This is a genomic window from Bacillus sp. D48C (genome assembly GCF_053345735.1).
Window position 1 is genome coordinate 35,670 of sequence record NZ_JBKFAQ010000013.1, and the last position, 16,882, is coordinate 52,551.

The 16,882-nt window shown below is 34.4% G+C and carries 15 protein-coding genes; 4 read left to right on the plus strand and 11 right to left on the minus strand.

Annotation, left to right across the window (positions count from 1 at the left end):
• Positions 1 to 5: 5 nt before the first annotated feature.
• From dhbC to ACLBXA_RS24275, 3 genes are all read right to left on the minus strand, one after another.
• A complete protein-coding gene (dhbC, locus tag ACLBXA_RS24265; RefSeq protein WP_001289295.1) occupies positions 6 to 1,205 on the minus strand; it encodes an isochorismate synthase DhbC in 1,200 nt (399 codons plus the stop codon).
• Between the two features lie 25 nt (positions 1,206 to 1,230).
• Positions 1,231 to 2,016: a 2,3-dihydro-2,3-dihydroxybenzoate dehydrogenase gene (gene dhbA / locus ACLBXA_RS24270; RefSeq protein ID WP_001048427.1), complete on the minus strand. Its 786-nt coding sequence runs from the start codon at positions 2,014 to 2,016 to the stop codon at positions 1,231 to 1,233.
• 644 nt (positions 2,017 to 2,660) lie between these two features.
• Complete coding sequence (locus ACLBXA_RS24275; protein WP_000750108.1) at positions 2,661 to 3,863, minus strand: L-lactate MFS transporter; 1,203 nt, start codon at positions 3,861 to 3,863, stop codon at positions 2,661 to 2,663.
• A 466-nt stretch (positions 3,864 to 4,329) separates the two neighbouring features.
• Between ACLBXA_RS24275 and ACLBXA_RS24280 the strand changes: the two genes are divergently transcribed.
• Entirely contained in the window at positions 4,330 to 4,515 is a 186-nt protein-coding gene (locus tag ACLBXA_RS24280; protein WP_000646793.1) for a YkvS family protein, read from the plus strand.
• A gap of 58 nt (positions 4,516 to 4,573) precedes the next feature.
• Here ACLBXA_RS24280 and ACLBXA_RS24285 read toward each other — a convergent pair whose 3' ends face one another.
• Positions 4,574 to 4,873, minus strand: coding sequence for an ArsR/SmtB family transcription factor (locus ACLBXA_RS24285; protein WP_000214801.1), 300 nt, complete (start codon positions 4,871 to 4,873; stop codon positions 4,574 to 4,576).
• 335 nt (positions 4,874 to 5,208) lie between these two features.
• Here ACLBXA_RS24285 and ACLBXA_RS24290 point away from each other — a divergent pair, with 335 nt between their 5' ends.
• Entirely contained in the window at positions 5,209 to 5,382 is a 174-nt protein-coding gene (locus tag ACLBXA_RS24290; protein ID WP_001141667.1) for a hypothetical protein, read from the plus strand.
• Between the two features lie 105 nt (positions 5,383 to 5,487).
• On the opposite strand, the gene ACLBXA_RS24295 is transcribed toward ACLBXA_RS24290, so the two are convergent.
• The 4 genes from ACLBXA_RS24295 to ACLBXA_RS24310 all read right to left on the minus strand — a co-directional run bounded on the left by ACLBXA_RS24295 (position 5,488) and on the right by ACLBXA_RS24310 (position 10,428).
• Positions 5,488 to 8,577: an AAA family ATPase gene (locus tag ACLBXA_RS24295; RefSeq protein ID WP_017763123.1), complete on the minus strand. Its 3,090-nt coding sequence runs from the start codon at positions 8,575 to 8,577 to the stop codon at positions 5,488 to 5,490.
• Positions 8,574 to 9,731, minus strand: coding sequence for an exonuclease SbcCD subunit D (locus ACLBXA_RS24300; protein WP_017763122.1), 1,158 nt, complete (start codon positions 9,729 to 9,731; stop codon positions 8,574 to 8,576). Before ACLBXA_RS24300 ends, ACLBXA_RS24295 begins: the two co-directional genes overlap by 4 nt.
• A gap of 15 nt (positions 9,732 to 9,746) precedes the next feature.
• A complete protein-coding gene (locus tag ACLBXA_RS24305; RefSeq protein WP_000667344.1) occupies positions 9,747 to 9,986 on the minus strand; it encodes a DUF2584 family protein in 240 nt (79 codons plus the stop codon).
• A 184-nt stretch (positions 9,987 to 10,170) separates the two neighbouring features.
• Positions 10,171 to 10,428, minus strand: coding sequence for a hypothetical protein (locus tag ACLBXA_RS24310; RefSeq protein WP_001119404.1), 258 nt, complete (start codon positions 10,426 to 10,428; stop codon positions 10,171 to 10,173).
• Between the two features lie 330 nt (positions 10,429 to 10,758).
• Here ACLBXA_RS24310 and ACLBXA_RS24315 point away from each other — a divergent pair, with 330 nt between their 5' ends.
• Positions 10,759 to 11,814: an enoyl-CoA hydratase/isomerase family protein gene (locus ACLBXA_RS24315; RefSeq protein WP_000134894.1), complete on the plus strand. Its 1,056-nt coding sequence runs from the start codon at positions 10,759 to 10,761 to the stop codon at positions 11,812 to 11,814.
• A 251-nt stretch (positions 11,815 to 12,065) separates the two neighbouring features.
• A complete protein-coding gene (locus tag ACLBXA_RS24320) occupies positions 12,066 to 12,698 on the plus strand; it encodes a LysE family translocator (RefSeq protein WP_000572346.1) in 633 nt (210 codons plus the stop codon).
• Positions 12,699 to 12,769: 71 nt separating this feature from the next.
• On the opposite strand, the gene ACLBXA_RS24325 is transcribed toward ACLBXA_RS24320, so the two are convergent.
• Genes ACLBXA_RS24325 through ACLBXA_RS24335 form a run of 3 tightly spaced genes read right to left on the minus strand, consistent with a single transcriptional unit; the run spans position 12,770 to position 16,869 of the window.
• Positions 12,770 to 14,230, minus strand: a complete 1,461-nt coding sequence (locus ACLBXA_RS24325; RefSeq protein WP_000633339.1) for a CoA-acylating methylmalonate-semialdehyde dehydrogenase — start codon at positions 14,228 to 14,230, stop codon at positions 12,770 to 12,772.
• Between the two features lie 22 nt (positions 14,231 to 14,252).
• Positions 14,253 to 15,143, minus strand: a complete 891-nt coding sequence (locus ACLBXA_RS24330; protein ID WP_000719404.1) for an NAD(P)-dependent oxidoreductase — start codon at positions 15,141 to 15,143, stop codon at positions 14,253 to 14,255.
• A 16-nt stretch (positions 15,144 to 15,159) separates the two neighbouring features.
• On the minus strand, positions 15,160 to 16,869 hold the full coding sequence (locus ACLBXA_RS24335) for an acyl-CoA dehydrogenase family protein (RefSeq protein WP_447617562.1): 1,710 nt from the start codon (positions 16,867 to 16,869) through the stop codon (positions 15,160 to 15,162).
• Between the last annotated feature and the right edge of the window lie 13 nt (positions 16,870 to 16,882).

The window sequence follows — 16,882 nt, forward strand, 5'->3', positions numbered from 1 at the left end:
TCCCCCTATTTTTCATTAAGTGAACTATCTCTTAATCCTAAAGCTTTTAACATTGTTTGGAACTTAGCTGATGTTTCTGCTAACTCATCTTCTGGTTTTGACTCAGCAACAACTCCAGCTCCTGCATATAAACGAAGTGTATTTTCTTGTACTTCAGCACAACGAATTGTAACAATCCATTCTCCATCTCCATTTAAATCGCTCCATCCTAGCATTCCTGTAAAGAACTCGCGGTCAAATGGCTCAATATACTGTATAGCCTCTCTTGCCTTTTCCATCGGAGTTCCGCAAACTGCTGGCGTAGGATGAAGGGCAATTGCTAATTGTAAAGAAGAAGTATTTGGATCCTTAAGTTCACCTTTCACTTCTGTAGACAAATGCCACATCGCTTCACTATGAATAACTGATGGCTTTTCTGGAACATGTAATGTATGACAATACGGACGAAGTGCAGCGGCAACCGCTTCAACTACTACCGCATGTTCATGTAAATCTTTTGGAGAAGAAAGTAATTCCTCTGCTCTTCTTTCATCTTCTACTGGGTCCTCACTACGTGGCCTCGAACCAGCTAACGGGTTAGAAATAACTTGCATACCATTACGTGAAACAAGTAATTCAGGGCTTGCTCCAATTAGCGTCTTACTGTTCTCTTTTTCACCTTTCGGTAAATTCACAGCAAATGTATAACCATGCTTATTATGCTCTGCTAATTCTCGCAGAAGTTTTTGCTTATCAATCTTTTCGGAAGATTTAACATCTAACGATCTAGATAGAACGATTTTCTTCAAATCACCGTCCTGTATTTTTTTAATTCCTTGCTTCACACCATTCATATAAACTTCAGGTTCTGGTACTGGCGTCATTTCAAATGTTACGTTCTCATTTGTTTCAAGCTGATTGGTTGTATCCAATTGTAAACGCTCAGAAATTCTACTATATTCTGGTACGATAAGTTGGACTTCTTTTCTACGATCAAATGGCAAAGCACCCATAACAATAGGATTTGGATTTCCAGCTTGTTTCGCATTACTTAATGTCGCTTGCACAAGCTCTGGGAAACTTTCAATTTCACGATGCTTTACTGTAGTAAACTCTCCTTCTGCTAATATCGTTCGAGTTGGTGAAGCAAAAAAGAACGAAGATTCAGTCTTATAATCTTCTAAAAGTTTTTCTGACAATTCCTTTACAGCTGTATGTTCACTCATAATATAATAACCTCCTGATTTTTTATTAAACTCCTAACGTAGCACCGCCATCGACACATAAATTGTGCATTGTAATATGACTTGCTCTATCTGAAGCTAAAAATAACACTGCTTCAGCAACTTCTGAAGGTTGTGCAATTTTTTGTAATGGAATTCCGAGTCTATATGTATTTTGAGAACCAGCAATTATATTTTTAGCTCCATTCTCATCAGCCCATAGTAATCTTTGCATCTCAGTTTCAGTAGAACCTGGAGAAACTAAGTTGCAGCGTATATTGTATGCTGCAAGCTCTAATCCTAAACACTTCATAAACATCGTTGTTGCAGCCTTTGACGCAGCATACGCAGCCATCTCCATTCTCGGCGTATTTGCCGCATTTGAACCGACTGTAACAATTGCCCCTGATTTTCTTAACATCATATTTTTACTTACCGCTCGGGACATATTGAAAACCCCTGTAGTATTTACAGAGAATGTTTTATTCCAATCTTCATCACTTAACGAATGAATTGCTCCCATACGTAAAACCCCTGCAACGTTTACTAAAATATCTATTGGCGCTATTTCATTTGCAATATGATTTACAATGTCTTCAACAGCAGTGCTATCACTCACATCTAAACGAAACGTTTTCATACGTGTTTTATTTAATTCATTTTGATTTAAGAGTACATTTAACCCCTCTTCATTTTGATCAACCGCAATAACTGTGGCTCCTCTTTCTAAAAACATTTTGGCAACGACACTGCCTATGCCTTGTGCTGCACCTGTTACTAAAACTGTTTTCCCATCAAATTCCCCTAAGTTCATTTTCTCTATCCTTTCACATAAACATTAATTTCATTAAGTAACACTAATAATAATGATATTGATTTTCATTATCATCAGCGTTGTAAAAAATAATACACTTACTAAACTAATTGGTCAAGTGCGCATTACTTTAAAATCTATTTTATTGATAATGTTTTTCATTTACTATCTTACACCGAAATGATAATGTTTCTCAATAAACTTGTCAATCTTTTTTTATTTTTCAGATAAAGTATTTTAATGTTTCTTAATAAAATCATATGTAAACGCATTAAAAGTACTTATATTATAAATAAAATTCAAACTCCTCTTTTTAAAATTGAAGAAGATAAACTAGAGCTACGTTCATTAACAACGCTTTATGAAAAACTCAAGTATATATTTTCTCAATATTTTTCTGAAAACAAATCTTGCAAATACTAATGAATGTCTTCTTTGTTATTTAAGATTTGATATATATTTCGAATGCGATGTATTAATTTATTATATTCCAATATAATCCAAATAAGTACTTCACTCACTTTTACATCTATAAAAATCCAAAAAGTAATTTAACCTTGTTAAAATAACTCATAAAAAAAGCATCCTAATTAATAGAATAGGATGCTTTTTCGTAATCATAGTGTTATAGAAGATTTATATACTTATGCTACGCTGCGATACTCTTCTTCTTGTTCTTTTTTATGTTTAGGTGCTTGAATTAAAATTGCGATAATGAATGACACGACACATAATACACCAATCACCATGAATGTTGGTTTGAATCCACCCAGAAGTGCACCGATAAAGGAACCTGCAAGCGCCCCAAATCCAAATCCTTGATACACAATTCCATAGTTCTTACTATGGTTTTTCATACCGAAGAAATCACCAACAATAGCTGGGAAAATAGTGATATTTCCACCAAAGCAAAACGCTACACTTGCTACACATACGAAGTAAATACCATAATTTAAATCTACAAAACTTAGAACTAAAACTGAACTCGCCATAACAACAAAAGTACCAGTAACGATTTTTAAACGACCAATTTTATCCGATAACGGTCCTAAAATAATACGACCTAATGTATTAAAGATTGCAACCATAGCCACCGCATTAGCTGCTGTTGCTGCGCTAAGTCCCACAAGTTGAACACCAATGTCTTTTACCATACCAATTAAGTATAAGCCACTCATACATGATGTAAATAACATTATAAATAATAAGTATACTTGTTTTGTGCCTAACATTTCTTTCGTTGTGTATTCCTTAGTTTTTGTTTCATGAACTGCTCCTTGATCTGCGGCTTGATGGATTAAACAAGCACCAATTACAATCATAGCTGTAACAATTAAACCCCAGTATATAAATGCTTGCGATACACCAACTGATTCAATCAACTGTGCATTAACATATTTAAAAATTAAGCTACCTGAACCATATGCAGAGACAGAAATACCAGCAATTAAACCTTTACGCTCCGGAAACCACTTTATTAAATTTGATAGTGAAGTGATATATGCTGTACCATCTGCATAACCTACAACAACTCCTGCTAGTACATAAAGCAATATTAATGAGGACGCTTGTGAACTAAGTATTAATCCTAGTCCTAATGCTAATCCAGCTATCATAATAAGTTTACGAAGTCCCCATTTTTCTTGCAATTTACTCGCAAATAAAGTTGAAAATGCTAAAGAAAGACTAGTAATTGAGAAAGTTATCGCAACAGCGTTAAGACTCCAACCATATTTACTAACTAAAGGCTGATTGAATAAACTCCATGTATATATCGTTCCAAGCCCCATCTGTACTATAACTGTGCCAAGAACAACAAACCATGGATTAACAGTTGATTTTTTCATACCTTTCCGCCTCCTCTTTCTATTTCAATGCTATTCGCTAAATTTACTTTTTTTATGTTCATTTTGGTCACCTCTTTTGATTTAACACCTTCATTGTATAAGATGTTTCCGCCTATGTAAGCACTTACAAGATAGAGCGTCAAAAACATGGAATCAGTTACAGAAAACGAAGGACGAAATACAAAAAACTACTGATTAAATACATAAGTAGCTTTTATAATGTTTAGCTTCAATACAACTTACAACTGTTTTATCATCTTCTTTTATAAAAATTATGTCTCATGTTATACAATTGCTAAATTAAAATTTCCCTTTACAAGTAGAAAAAATTTTTATACTTCGATGTACCTTATTTTTTATAAAATCACAAATTTTTTTCCAATAAATAAAACTAAATATTCACTAATATATCTATCCGTGGTTTAATATATATAATAAAAAATATTTCTGTCTTTAAGGAGGTACTATGAAAGCAAACGTAGGGGATACTATACTTTTTCAACGAAACAATTTAAAGATTACAGGATCTGTACTAAAACTTTATACTGAATCGGTCTTAGTTGAAATTACAAATGTAAGCGGTGGTACTTTTGAATTTGATCGAACAATTGTAAATCATAAAAACTATAAAGTTTTAAATACAAATACATAAAACAACACAAAATAGCCCCTGCTCAACAGCAGGGGCCATTTTATATAAAAATATTTCACTAGTTTATATACCCTAAAACATTAACAATCTTACTCGCTTTTAAATTGTTAATATGATAATAAATTTCTAAACCTCTTCTCTCTGCTCGTAACACTTTACCCTTCATTTTTGATAAATGTTGTGAAACAGTAGATTGCGGAATATTCAGTAACTCTGTTAATTGTGTTACATTACAAGTTTTTCTCGTACTTAATTCATTTACAATTTGCAGGCGGATTGGATGCGCCATAATTTTTAAAATATCTACATCTTCTTCTGAAACTAAAGTTTTTCTCATTTCACTCGTATATGTTGTCATAAGACATTCCCCTTTTATATGAATTCCATATTCATAAGATCTATTTCCAAATTTTTTAAAACCCTTGATTAAAACTTTCATATAGAAATAAAAGGATTTTAAATTTTTGAAAACAGAACTTACATTCACTTTATTTATTTATTTGGTACATATACATAATACAATGTTAATATGTGCTCTATGTGAAGTTCGCATAAATTTGTGATGAAGATTTATTTAGCCACTCGCATCCTACTCATCTAATTACCCACTGCATAAAATCATCAGTTATTTTAACACATTTTAGGCGTTTGTATATACTATTTATAAAACAACTTTTATAAAGGGGAATTCATATGCCTACAGCGTTACAAGAAGAAGTCGAAGAAGCACGGGAAACATATGTCAGTCGTATCATCTTAGTTGGAGGATCCGCTTTATTTTTAGTAGGCGGAGTTATCTCGGCAATTTCAGCCTTTAAAACTTATAATCGTTTAGAGAATACGCCGCCTTCTACAGATAATTCATAGATATTTTATAAAATAAAACGTCGTCTCCAATGAAGAGACGACGTTTTATTATTCATACATATGACACTAAAAGTATCGGTAGGTTCCCTACTCCATTTTCTAGGCTTACTTCACCACAAACCTAGTCTGACTACACCCATCCTTCTGCTTCGTTACTTCTAATACAGCCGGCATTGCGTTTTTCAGCTCTTGTACGTGTGAAATGACACCGATAAATCGGCCTGATTTTTGTAAGTCAATTAAGGCATCTACTGCTTTCGTTAATGATTCTTCATCTAATGAACCGAACCCTTCATCGATGAACATCGTTTCGATGGAAATACCACCTTCATATGCTTGAATTACATCTGCCATTCCTAGCGCTAAGCAAAGTGATGCGTTAAATTTCTCTCCGCCAGATAATGTTTTTACATCACGTGTTTGACCAGTGTATGCATCGTACACATCTAATCCTAATCCACTTTGACGGTTTCTCTTTTCAACTCGCTCACTTCGTTTTAAATAAAATTGTCCATTTGATAATTTACGTAGTCGTTCGTTTGCGATTTGAACAATTTGTTCTAAATACTCAATTAGGATGTAACGTTCAAATGATATACGACTTTCGTTATCACCTTTCATTACTTCATATAGATCAACAAGTTCTTGGAAAGCTTTCTCTTCATCGTGAATTTGTTCGTCAATACGTCTAATGTTTTCATGTAAATCAGAAATATATGTTACCGCATTTTGCGCACGTTGACGTTTTTCTTTAATTATATCGAGATTAATTTCTAGTTCTTTTATGTGTTCACCTAAAGATGTAATATCCATATACTCTTTATATTTTAATTCTGATTTTAACTCTTCAATTTGTTTTGCAAGCACTTCGAGAGATGAATAATAACCTTGAATTTCTTTTTGTAACATCTCCATCTGGGCATCGCTTAATTTGGCTTCTTTATACGTGAATTGATCTGTAAACCCGCTTTGTTCTAGCTCTTTCATAAAGCGTGCGAAAGTTTCTTCTTTCTTCAATTTTGCACTTTCAAATTGATTAGAAGCACCTTTCTGTTCAGCTTGAATACGTATATTTTCATTTTGCCAATGCTGATACGCTTCCTGCACTTTCTTCCATTCGTCCTCCATTAACCTAAGTTCCTGCATAGCTTGGTCCAACTGTGCTTTCCAAGCTTGTACTGTTTGTAAGTTTTCTGGAATATTTCGTTTATCATGTTCATATGACGTACGAAGTTGCATGCACTCCATTTCTGTACGGTGCTGCATTGTTTCTACTTCCCGTTTTTGTTTCTGAAGTTCTTCTATTTTTTCTTCTACGCTTTTCATGTTCACAGCAATCTGCTTACGTGTTTCTTCACTTGCTTTTAACGTATTCACGTTTGCTGCTAATTGTTTTCCTTTTTGAACAAGTGCACTATATGTTTCAGCTAATTTTTCCGAGTTGTAGCCGCGCTTCACAACTTCTTCTATCACTTGTTCATATTGTAGTCGATAAAAATTCCATTTCTCCTCTACTTGCACATTTAATTTTTCAGCAATGTTCTTCTTATCTCTTAAATCGTTTAACTCTTTTTCATCGATCGCATTACTTTGCTCTGTAGCTTTTTGTGGGTGATTCGTACTACCACATACCGGACAAGATTCACCATCATGTAAATGAAGAGCTAGTATACCAGCTTGTTCACTTAACCAGCGGCGCTCCATGTTTTCATACGCACGAACTGCCACTTGCATTTTATTATTTGCCGCTTCTTTTTCTTGCTCAAATTTTTGTTTTTCTTGCCAAACATCATATGCTTGCTTTAAAACTTTTGCATCTTCTCGCATATTGGTTAGTTCTTCTACTTTAGCTACATATTGCTCAAGTGCTTGTTCTAATTGCTGCAATTCATCAGACATTCCCTGTTTTTGACTTGTATGCTCTTCTAGTTGTTGATCCAACTTTTGCATACTTTCTTTTAATTTCCCTATTTGAATTTCGGCATTTTGTAAATTCAGCTTTCTCTCAGCTAATGATTCAATGATCGCTTGTAACTCTTCTAATCTTTGAACAAGTTTTTTAGCCTCTTCTCGTTCAAGTTCTTTATTCTTTACTACTTCATACTTCTCCTGAGCAAGCTCAAAACTATTCATTATCTGTTCTTGTTTGACGATTATCTGTTTTAACAAACTTTCAGCTTTCTGCTCATTTTGCATCGCTTCTTCATACCATTGTTCAAATGGTAATAAGCGTTTTGCTTGTTCCGCACGTTTAAAGGATTTTTCTTTCCCTTCAATTGCTGCACGGTTCTCTTGTAAAGTGTTATATTTCTCATTCTTTTGTTGTAAATCTATAAATTTCTCATTTACAGATTTTGCTGCATGAAAACGTGTTTCTGCATCCTTTAATTGCTTCGTTTGAACATCTTGTTCTACTTGTAATTGCTCAACCTCTGCCTTATACACGGTTGTTTCTTGTTCTAACGCTTCTACTACTTGATGCGTATTTACATGTTCTTGTGCCACTAATGTCTCTAATAATGCTCCATCACGGATTGGTAATTTAAAAACATTACGGAAATAGAGCTCTCTCTCTTTTTGTTTTTCTTGCAAGACGTCTTTCCATTGTTTTCTCTTTTGATCAAGTAACTCACGCATTAATTTATAACGATCCGTTTTAAAAATACGACGTAAAATCTCTTCTTTGTTTTCCGTCTCAGATGTTAATAGTTTTCGGAATTCCCCTTGGGGTAACATAACAATTTGGCTAAATTGATGTTTACTTAACCCAATTAAATCTTCCATTTTTTTGTTTACGTCTGTTACATGAAAACGATCGACGGCTGGAACGTTTTCTCCATCAATAACTTCATATAATTCTACTGCATGTCCTGTAATAGTCTTATTCCCTTGTTTTTTATGTCCAAGTTGTCGTTTTATTTCATAGCGTTTCCCTTTTAACTGAAAGGTTAGTTCAACACTTGTATAAACATTATCATCAGCAAATTGACTTCGAAGCATGCTCGTATCACTACGTTCTTCTCCGCTAGCCTCACCATATAATACATAACAAATCGCATCAAAAATCGTTGTTTTTCCAGCTCCCGTATTCCCAGAAATAGCGAAAATACGATGTTCTCCAAGATCTTCAAAATCGATTACTTCTTTCTGTTTATATGGCCCGAATGCTGTCATAATAAGCTGAATCGGTCTCATCCTCGTTCACCTTCCCGTTCTTGCACTGTTTGTAATACATCTATAAATAGGCGTTCTTTCTCTTCTGATAAATCTAACCCTTTCATTTCTTTATAGAAAGCCTTTAAAAGAGATAAATCATCCGTTTTATGTCTTGAAACAGTTACTTCATTTGTATCTGTGAGTTCTCGCCGTTGCATCGCTCTTTCAACGTGCATTGCATTTGGATATACAGATCGTATTTTCTCCATTGGCTGTAAGACAGGATTTTCGTCTAATAATTTTACAAATACGTAATCTTCACTTACTGGGTGCTGTAATAATTCATCTATTTTCGCTTCTACTGTTCGCATTTTACGACGTGGTAAAAGTAACCTTTTTTCAATTGCTACTTCACCGGTTTCATTCATTTCTACAATGTAATAACCTTTTTTATGTTTCTCTTCAGAAATAGAATAGGCAAGTGGTGAACCAGAATATCGAATCGTCTCATTACGTACAAAATGCGCTTGATGTAAATGTCCAAGCGCTGTGTAATGAAACTTATCAAAATAATGACTATTTACATATTCAGCACCACCAATTGAAAGTGGTCGTTCTGCATCACTTGTATTCTCCTCCGCTTCTCCTGAAGAAGTTATAAATGCATGTCCAACAAATACATGTCTAGCTTCTTTATCCATCGTTTCAGAGAGCTCATTCATAAAAATGCGCATCGCATCATCATGAGAACGTACGTCTTCATTTTTCAACACGTGTCTAACTATGCTTGGGTCTGCATACGGTATTAGATGGAAGTGAACCTCTCCATATTCATCATTTAGTACGACAGGTTCATACGGGAATTGAAATTGACCTACAATATGTAATCCCTGTTTTTTCATTAAACCACTTCCAAAATGGATACGATCCGGACTATCATGATTACCAGCTACTGCAATAACTGGTGTTTGTAATTCAATAACTATTTTTTGCAGCACATCATTTAATAAGTCTACTGCTTCTGTAGGTGGAATTGCTCGGTCATATAAATCCCCTGCAATAATTACGGCATCTGGTTTTTCTTCTTCAACCGCCTGTACAAACTGATCTAATACAATCTTTTGGTCTTCAGTCATATACACGCCATGAACAAGCTTACCTAAATGCCAATCCGCTGTATGAAATAACTTCATATTTTTCTACTCCTTTTAATTTACTGATTTTAGTGAAACGAGTTGATAGTTTATTGTAGTTTTTCCGTTCTCCCACTCTAGCTTCAATATCGTTGCACTTCCAATTCTTTCTTCATTTGATTTATATAAAGGCAATATTTCTTGAATTGTAAATAAGTGATAACCATCCAATATTAATTGAAATATATTTTCTTCAATATGTAATCTTACTTCTTTTTCATTTGAAATAATTTTTGTGTGCATCTCAAATTTCATGATAGATACAACCCCTTTTTATAATCTCTACATTTTAATAGTATAGTGGCTATGCAAGATTGACAAGTACATACACAGCAAAGTACACACTTTTCTATTGTTATATGTTTTATGTATTTTATATAAAATACGGTATGTGAAATTTTATATTTTCCCCAAAATAAAAATGTCTATTGTGACATCTTTATTTTTGTATAAAGTCTTTCATTACATAATATAGAACGGTAATTAAAACGATTGCGACGAAAAATGAGAACACTGCGACAATGTACCCATCTTTATTTAATAAAATACAGAATGAAATAGATATTATAAAAATCGGAAATACGAGACGTACTTTATCCTTCACTTCTTCTGTCGTATCTGTATGATGAAAATACTGCGTTATTCCTATCATTAAAAAAGACAAAATAATAACCGACAATAGTAAAGGTCCTGGCATTCCGATTTCTCCTTTCTCTATTTCTAATTCAGTGTAAAGTTTTTTATTACAATTGTACGATTCATTTTTTCTTCAAACACTCTTTTTAGAATTGATAATGAACAATTCACACCTATATAATAGCGCTTTTATTATTATAACTTCAAATAATTACACTTACAGTAATGTTGTAATATTCCCCCTTAGTCTCTGAAATCCTGCAAAGATAACTCGTCAAAATATGCGGTGACCAAATTAATATTTACCGTCAACTTTTGACAAAATTTATAAAGGACATTTCAGTACATATCAAGAATTAAGAATAAGAAGATATGTAAGGGAGGATGCATTATGACTGAACACGTTTTATTTTCTATTAGTGAAAACGGCGTTGCAACAATTACTTTAAACCGTCCAAAAGCACTTAATTCTTTATCTTATGACATGTTACAACCTATCGGACAAAAACTTAAAGAGTGGGAACACGATGAGCGTATTGCACTTATCGTGTTAAAAGGTGCTGGCACAAAAGGTTTTTGTGCAGGCGGCGACATTAAAACTCTTTATGAAGCGCGTTCCAATGAAGTGGCATTGCAACATGCAGAACGTTTTTTTGAAGAAGAGTATGAAATTGATACATATATTTATCAATATACAAAACCGATTATTGCTTGTTTAGATGGAATTGTAATGGGCGGTGGTGTCGGTCTTACAAATGGTGCGAAGTATCGCATTGTAACTGAGCGTACGAAATGGGCAATGCCAGAGATGAATATCGGCTTCTTCCCAGACGTCGGAGCTGCATATTTCTTAAATAAAGCACCTGGATATACAGGACGCTTCGTTGCTTTAACAGCATCTATTTTAAAAGCTTCTGACGTATTATTTATTAATGCTGCTGATTACTTTATGACATCTGATTCATTACCAGAGTTTCTTACTGAACTTGAAAGTGTAAATTGGCATAAAGAAGATGATGTACATACTAATTTAAAAGAAGTTATTCGTACATTTGCAACTGCTCCAAACTTAGAAAGCGAGCTGACTCCTTCATTAGAAGCAATCAATTCACATTTTGCTTTCGATACAATTGAAGAAATCATCCATTCATTGGAGAAAGATGAAAGTTCCTTTGCTCTAAAAACAAAAGAAACACTGTTATCAAAATCCCCTATTTCACTAAAAGTAACCTTAAAACAGTTTATTGATGGACAAGATAAATCCGTTGAAGAATGCTTCGCTACGGACCTTATACTTGCTAAAAATTTCATGAGACATGAAGATTTCTTCGAAGGAGTACGCTCCGTTGTCGTTGATAAAGATCAAAATCCGAACTATAAATATAAACAGTTAAGTGACGTTTCAGAAGAAGATGTGAATCGTTTCTTTAACTTACTTAATGCATAAAATGAAACTGTAATGCGTGGGTGTTTTGTTCATCCCCCACCTAACTTCTTTGCTTCAGCTAAATCTTGTGCGGTGGAAATCTTACTACCCGCAAATAGCGGGATAAAATCGAGGCTATATAGTAGTGTAATTACAGCTACTATATAGCCTTTTTATTTAATGATTTTTAATAAGATTTAATTTTATTAAATCCACTTTTGTGCTACACTAATTTTAATCAAATATTCTAAAAATAAAAAGGAGGGACGGCTATGATAGAAAATTATCTTCTTTTCATCATTATGTCTATTTGTCTTATCATTTTACCTGGTCCAGATACAGCAATGGCTACGAAAAATACATTGATTGCCGGTAAAGTCGGTGGAGTAAAAACAGTGTTCGGTACATGTATCGCGCTATTAATTCATACTTTAGCTGCTGTAATTGGTCTTTCTGCACTTATTGTAAAGTCAGCTCTTTTATTTTCTATTTTCAAGTACGTTGGGGCTCTCTATTTAATATATATCGGTATTAAAGCCCTTTTAGCAGTAAGAAATAAAGAAGGCGTAGATACAAATGATATATCTTTAAATAATGAAAACAAACATACTTCTTGCTTTCGCCAAGGATTTCTAACGAATTTATTAAATCCTAAGATAGCAGTCTTCTTTTTAACTTTTTTACCGCAATTTTTAAATCCAAATCATAATACATTTATTCAACTTCTTGTAATGGGCCTTACTTACCTCGTTTTAACCGCCTTTTGGTTTGCGTTTTATATATTTTTAATTGATAAAATTAGTGCTTTTATGAAAAAACCGAAAACGCAACGTTATATTCAAGGGCTAACAGGAATCGTCCTAATTGGATTTGGTGTTAAACTAGCTTTTGAAAAAAGTAATTGATAAAAACGAAAAACACCACTATTAATAGTGGTGTTTTTCATTTCACAACTAATTTGACAGTCTACTCTTTATTAAAACCAGCGCTCAGTTACAACTTTTTTACGTGTATAGAATTGAACGCCATCTGTACCATTTGTACCTAAATCACCAAAGAATGAAGCTTTATTTCCTGCAAATGCGAAGAATGCCATTGGTGCTGGAACATTTACATTTACACCAATCATACCAGCATCGATGTTATCACGGAATGTTTGTGCATGTTTACCATTTGACGTATAAATAACCGCACCATTTGCAAATTTAGATTGATTTGTTAGTTTAATACCTTCTTCTAAATCTTTAACACGTACAATGCTTAATACTGGAGCAAAAATTTCATCTTGCCAAATTTTCATTTCTTGATTCACGCCATCAAAGATTGTCGCACCTACAAAATAACCTTCTCCAACTTCTTCATTAATTTTACGGCCATCTACTAATAAAGTTGCCCCATCTGCTACACCACTATTAATATAGCCTAAAACACGCTCTTTATGAGATTCACGAATTAATGGTCCAACATAGTTATCTTCGTTAAAGCCATCGCCTACTTTTAATTTTTTCGTTTCTGCTACTAATACATCAATGAATTCATCAGCAATTTCATCCACTACTGCTACTACTGAGCATGCCATGCAGCGCTCTCCACTACTTGCAAATGCAGATCCAATTACACCTTGTACTGTTTTCTCAAGATTGCAATCTGGCATTACAATCGCATGGTTTTTTGCACCCGCTAACGCTTGTACACGTTTTCCGTGTTTCGTACCTGTTTCATATACGTAACGAGCTACTGGCTCAGAACCGACGAACGAAACAGCTTGAATATCTTTATTTTCTAAAATGCTATTTACAACATCTTTTCCGCCTTGTACTAAATTTAATACGCCTTTTGGGAAACCTGCTTCATAGAATAATTCTACAAGTCGCTCCGCTAAAAGTGGCGTTCTTTCCGATGTTTTTAATACGAATGTATTACCGCAAGCAATTGCAAGTGGGAACATCCATAACGGAATCATCATTGGGAAGTTAAACGGCGTAATACCAGCAACAACTCCGATTGGGTAGCGCCAAATTGATCCATCAATTCCACTAGCAATATTCGGCAGCGCTTGACCCATCATTAAATTAGGTGCCGATGTTGCAAGTTCCACTGCTTCAATACCACGCTGTACTTCACCTGTTGCATCCGTTAGCGTCTTACCATTCTCTAGCGTAATGATTTTCGCAAGCTCATCTTTGTTTTCTTGTAATAGCTGTAAATATTTATATAAATTTCTTGAACGATTCGGAACTGGTACTTTAGACCACGTTTCAAATGCTGCTTTTGCCGCTTCAACAGCTTTTTCAACATCTTCTTTTGGAGATAGTGGAACGTAAGCGATAATTTTTCCAGTCGCTGGATTTGGAACTGCTTCTACTTCCGTACCTGTCGATTCAACCCACTCACCGTTAATGTGATTTTTTACTCGTTTAATTTCAGTTGTAATCATTGTATTCTCTCCTTTGTATAATTTATTTTTGATTAGAAATTAATTGCTCGCTAACTTTCTTATATAAAGCAGCCATATCGTTTTCACCATATCCAGCTTGACTAGCTTCGTCATATACGTTTAATAACATTTCGCTTACCGGTAAATGGAGTTCGCTTTCCTTAGCTAAGTCAACTGCAAATCCTAAATCTTTCTTCAATAAGTTCACAGTAAATCCTGGCTCGTAGTTTTCAGGTGCTATAAAACTTTTAAAATTACGTTCATAAATTCTACTTTGACCGTAACTTACATTTAAAATATCAAACATTTTATCTAAATCCATATTGTTCTTTTTCGCTAATGTTAAAGCTTCACTCACTCCAGCTGTATAAAAACCAATTAATAAGTTATTAATTAACTTAACAGTTGTACCACTATCAATCTGCTCACTAACGTGGAAAATGTTCGCGCCTAGTACGCCCATGATAGATTCCGTTTTCTCATATACCTCTTTTGATCCACCAACCATAAACGTTAATGTACGGTTTTCGGCTCCGATTACTCCACCACTCACAGGTGCTGCTAAAAAGTCTACTTTCTTTTCCTTTGCAACTTCCTCTAATTGTTTGTTTAACTGCGGCGATACCGTACTTGTATCAATGAAAACTACATTCGAGTGACCATTTTCAAATAATCCTTCTGCTCCAAAATATACCGCTTCAACAGCACGAGGTGAAGGTAAACTTGTAAAAACTACATCACATGTTTCTGCTAGTTTTAAGATTGATAGACCGATAATTCCGCCTTCTTTTTCAAAGGACGCTTCTGCCTCTTTATTTAAGTCCACGCCATATACCGTGTAACCTGATTTAACTAGATTTTTTGACATCGGAAGACCCATGTTACCTAAACCGATAAAACCAATCTTTTTCATATCGCTTTCCTCCTATTTACACAATATATTTCCCACGATTTATAATAGCTTTCGCAATTTCTCTCTTCTTCATAAATACGTTCGTGTATAAAGGTACTAATAATTGACGGATTTCAGCTAAAATCACATGTCTATCTTTTTCTTCTGTGACAGCCGCTGAAAGTACAGAAATCGCCGCTTCTTCTACTTTACGATATCCTTCTTCACAAATAACATCCGTTATTTGTTGCTTCGTACGTTCTTTTTCCTCACCATTTTTACTTACTGCTTTTCTCGTACGTAAAAACGCTGATTCCATGACGTACACGTCCGTCAACATATTTGATATTACACGTGAATATTCTTGTTCTTGGTCGATTTTTAGACTTGGAGTTTTAAAGAGCGTTTTCAAAGATTGTTTCAACAATTTTTTCGCTAATAAAATGTAACGATGGTTTCTTTCGACATTTGCTACATCACTTTCTACTTCAGTATCTTCTAATTGTTCGATTTGCTTCATTAACATTTTGGCAACTGTTAATCTATTAATTTCGTTCGTTCCTTCAAAAATACGACTAATTCTAGCATCACGATACAATCGTTCTACCTCGTACTCTTGCATATAACCGTAACCACCATGAATTTGTACAGCTTCATCTACAATATAAGCAAGTGTTTCAGAAGCATTTACTTTATTTAGTGCACATTCAATTGCAAATTGAGACATTTTTTTCATAAGATCTTCATCGCTCTCATGAATTGCTTCATCAATTACACCTGCTGTACGGTAAGCTGCACTTTCGGCTCCATATGTAGCAATGATCATATTTGCAATTTTCTCTTGAATCATCGTAAAGTCTACTAATTCCGTTTGGAACTGTTTTCGCTCTTTTCCATATTGAACCGACAAACCAATTGCTTGTTTTGCTGTTCCAATATTTCCAAAAGCAAGTTTAAGTCTAGCAAAGTTAAGAATATTAAGAGCTACGTGATGCCCTTTCCCAACTTCCCCTAAAACATTTTCAACAGGGATGACAACATCTTCTAAAATAAGAGTCGCCGTTGAAGAACCTTTAATACCCATTTTCTTTTCTTCTAACCCAATGGATACACCTTCACATGTTCTTTCGACAATAAATGCTGTCATTCCTTTATTTGTCTTCGCAAAAACAACGTATACATCTGCCATATGAGCATTTGTAATCCATTGCTTCTCACCATTTAACTTCCAAGCTGTTCCCTCTTCATTCAATACTGCGCTCGTTTTTGCACTTAATGCATCCGAACCAGCATTTGGCTCAGTTAAAGCATAAGCCCCAATCCATTCTCCCGATGCGATTTTTGGTAAATATTTTTCTTTCTGTTCTTTCGTTCCGTAATATATGTAAGGCAATGTACCGACACCAGCGTGTATATTAAATGAAACGCTAAATGCACCAGCGTAACCCATTTTCTCTGCTACAAGACCTGAGACAGCCTTTCCTAACTCGAACCCGCCATAATCTTCTGGTACCTCAATGCCTAATAATCCAAGTTCCCCAGCTTTCTCAAATAATTGACGAGAAACTTTATAGTTATGTTGTTCAATATTCTCCATTTGTGGAACAATTTCTTGTTTAACGAATTGTTCTGTCGTTTTTGCGATTAAATCTTCATCACCTGAAAAATCTTCTGGTGTAAAGTAAGTATGATTTATATCTTTATTGAGTGAAAAAAATTCATCCCATGGTAACTTCGTTTTCTCCATATGTATCCCCCTA

Excerpts from the sequence above, each read along its gene's own strand:
- dhbC (WP_001289295.1), bottom strand. The coding sequence starts at position 1,205 with ATGAGTGAACATACAGCTGTAAAGGAATTGTCAGAAAAACTTTTAGAA.
- dhbA (WP_001048427.1), bottom strand. The coding sequence starts at position 2,016 with ATGAACTTAGGGGAATTTGATGGGAAAACAGTTTTAGTAACAGGTGCA.
- ACLBXA_RS24275 (WP_000750108.1), bottom strand. The coding sequence starts at position 3,863 with ATGAAAAAATCAACTGTTAATCCATGGTTTGTTGTTCTTGGCACAGTT.
- ACLBXA_RS24280 (WP_000646793.1), top strand. The coding sequence starts at position 4,330 with ATGAAAGCAAACGTAGGGGATACTATACTTTTTCAACGAAACAATTTA.
- ACLBXA_RS24285 (WP_000214801.1), bottom strand. The coding sequence starts at position 4,873 with ATGACAACATATACGAGTGAAATGAGAAAAACTTTAGTTTCAGAAGAA.
- ACLBXA_RS24290 (WP_001141667.1), top strand. The coding sequence starts at position 5,209 with ATGCCTACAGCGTTACAAGAAGAAGTCGAAGAAGCACGGGAAACATAT.
- ACLBXA_RS24295 (WP_017763123.1), bottom strand. The coding sequence starts at position 8,577 with ATGAGACCGATTCAGCTTATTATGACAGCATTCGGGCCATATAAACAG.
- ACLBXA_RS24300 (WP_017763122.1), bottom strand. The coding sequence starts at position 9,731 with ATGAAGTTATTTCATACAGCGGATTGGCATTTAGGTAAGCTTGTTCAT.
- ACLBXA_RS24305 (WP_000667344.1), bottom strand. The coding sequence starts at position 9,986 with ATGAAATTTGAGATGCACACAAAAATTATTTCAAATGAAAAAGAAGTA.
- ACLBXA_RS24310 (WP_001119404.1), bottom strand. The coding sequence starts at position 10,428 with ATGCCAGGACCTTTACTATTGTCGGTTATTATTTTGTCTTTTTTAATG.
- ACLBXA_RS24315 (WP_000134894.1), top strand. The coding sequence starts at position 10,759 with ATGACTGAACACGTTTTATTTTCTATTAGTGAAAACGGCGTTGCAACA.
- ACLBXA_RS24320 (WP_000572346.1), top strand. The coding sequence starts at position 12,066 with ATGATAGAAAATTATCTTCTTTTCATCATTATGTCTATTTGTCTTATC.
- ACLBXA_RS24325 (WP_000633339.1), bottom strand. The coding sequence starts at position 14,230 with ATGATTACAACTGAAATTAAACGAGTAAAAAATCACATTAACGGTGAG.
- ACLBXA_RS24330 (WP_000719404.1), bottom strand. The coding sequence starts at position 15,143 with ATGAAAAAGATTGGTTTTATCGGTTTAGGTAACATGGGTCTTCCGATG.
- ACLBXA_RS24335 (WP_447617562.1), bottom strand. The coding sequence starts at position 16,869 with ATGGAGAAAACGAAGTTACCATGGGATGAATTTTTTTCACTCAATAAA.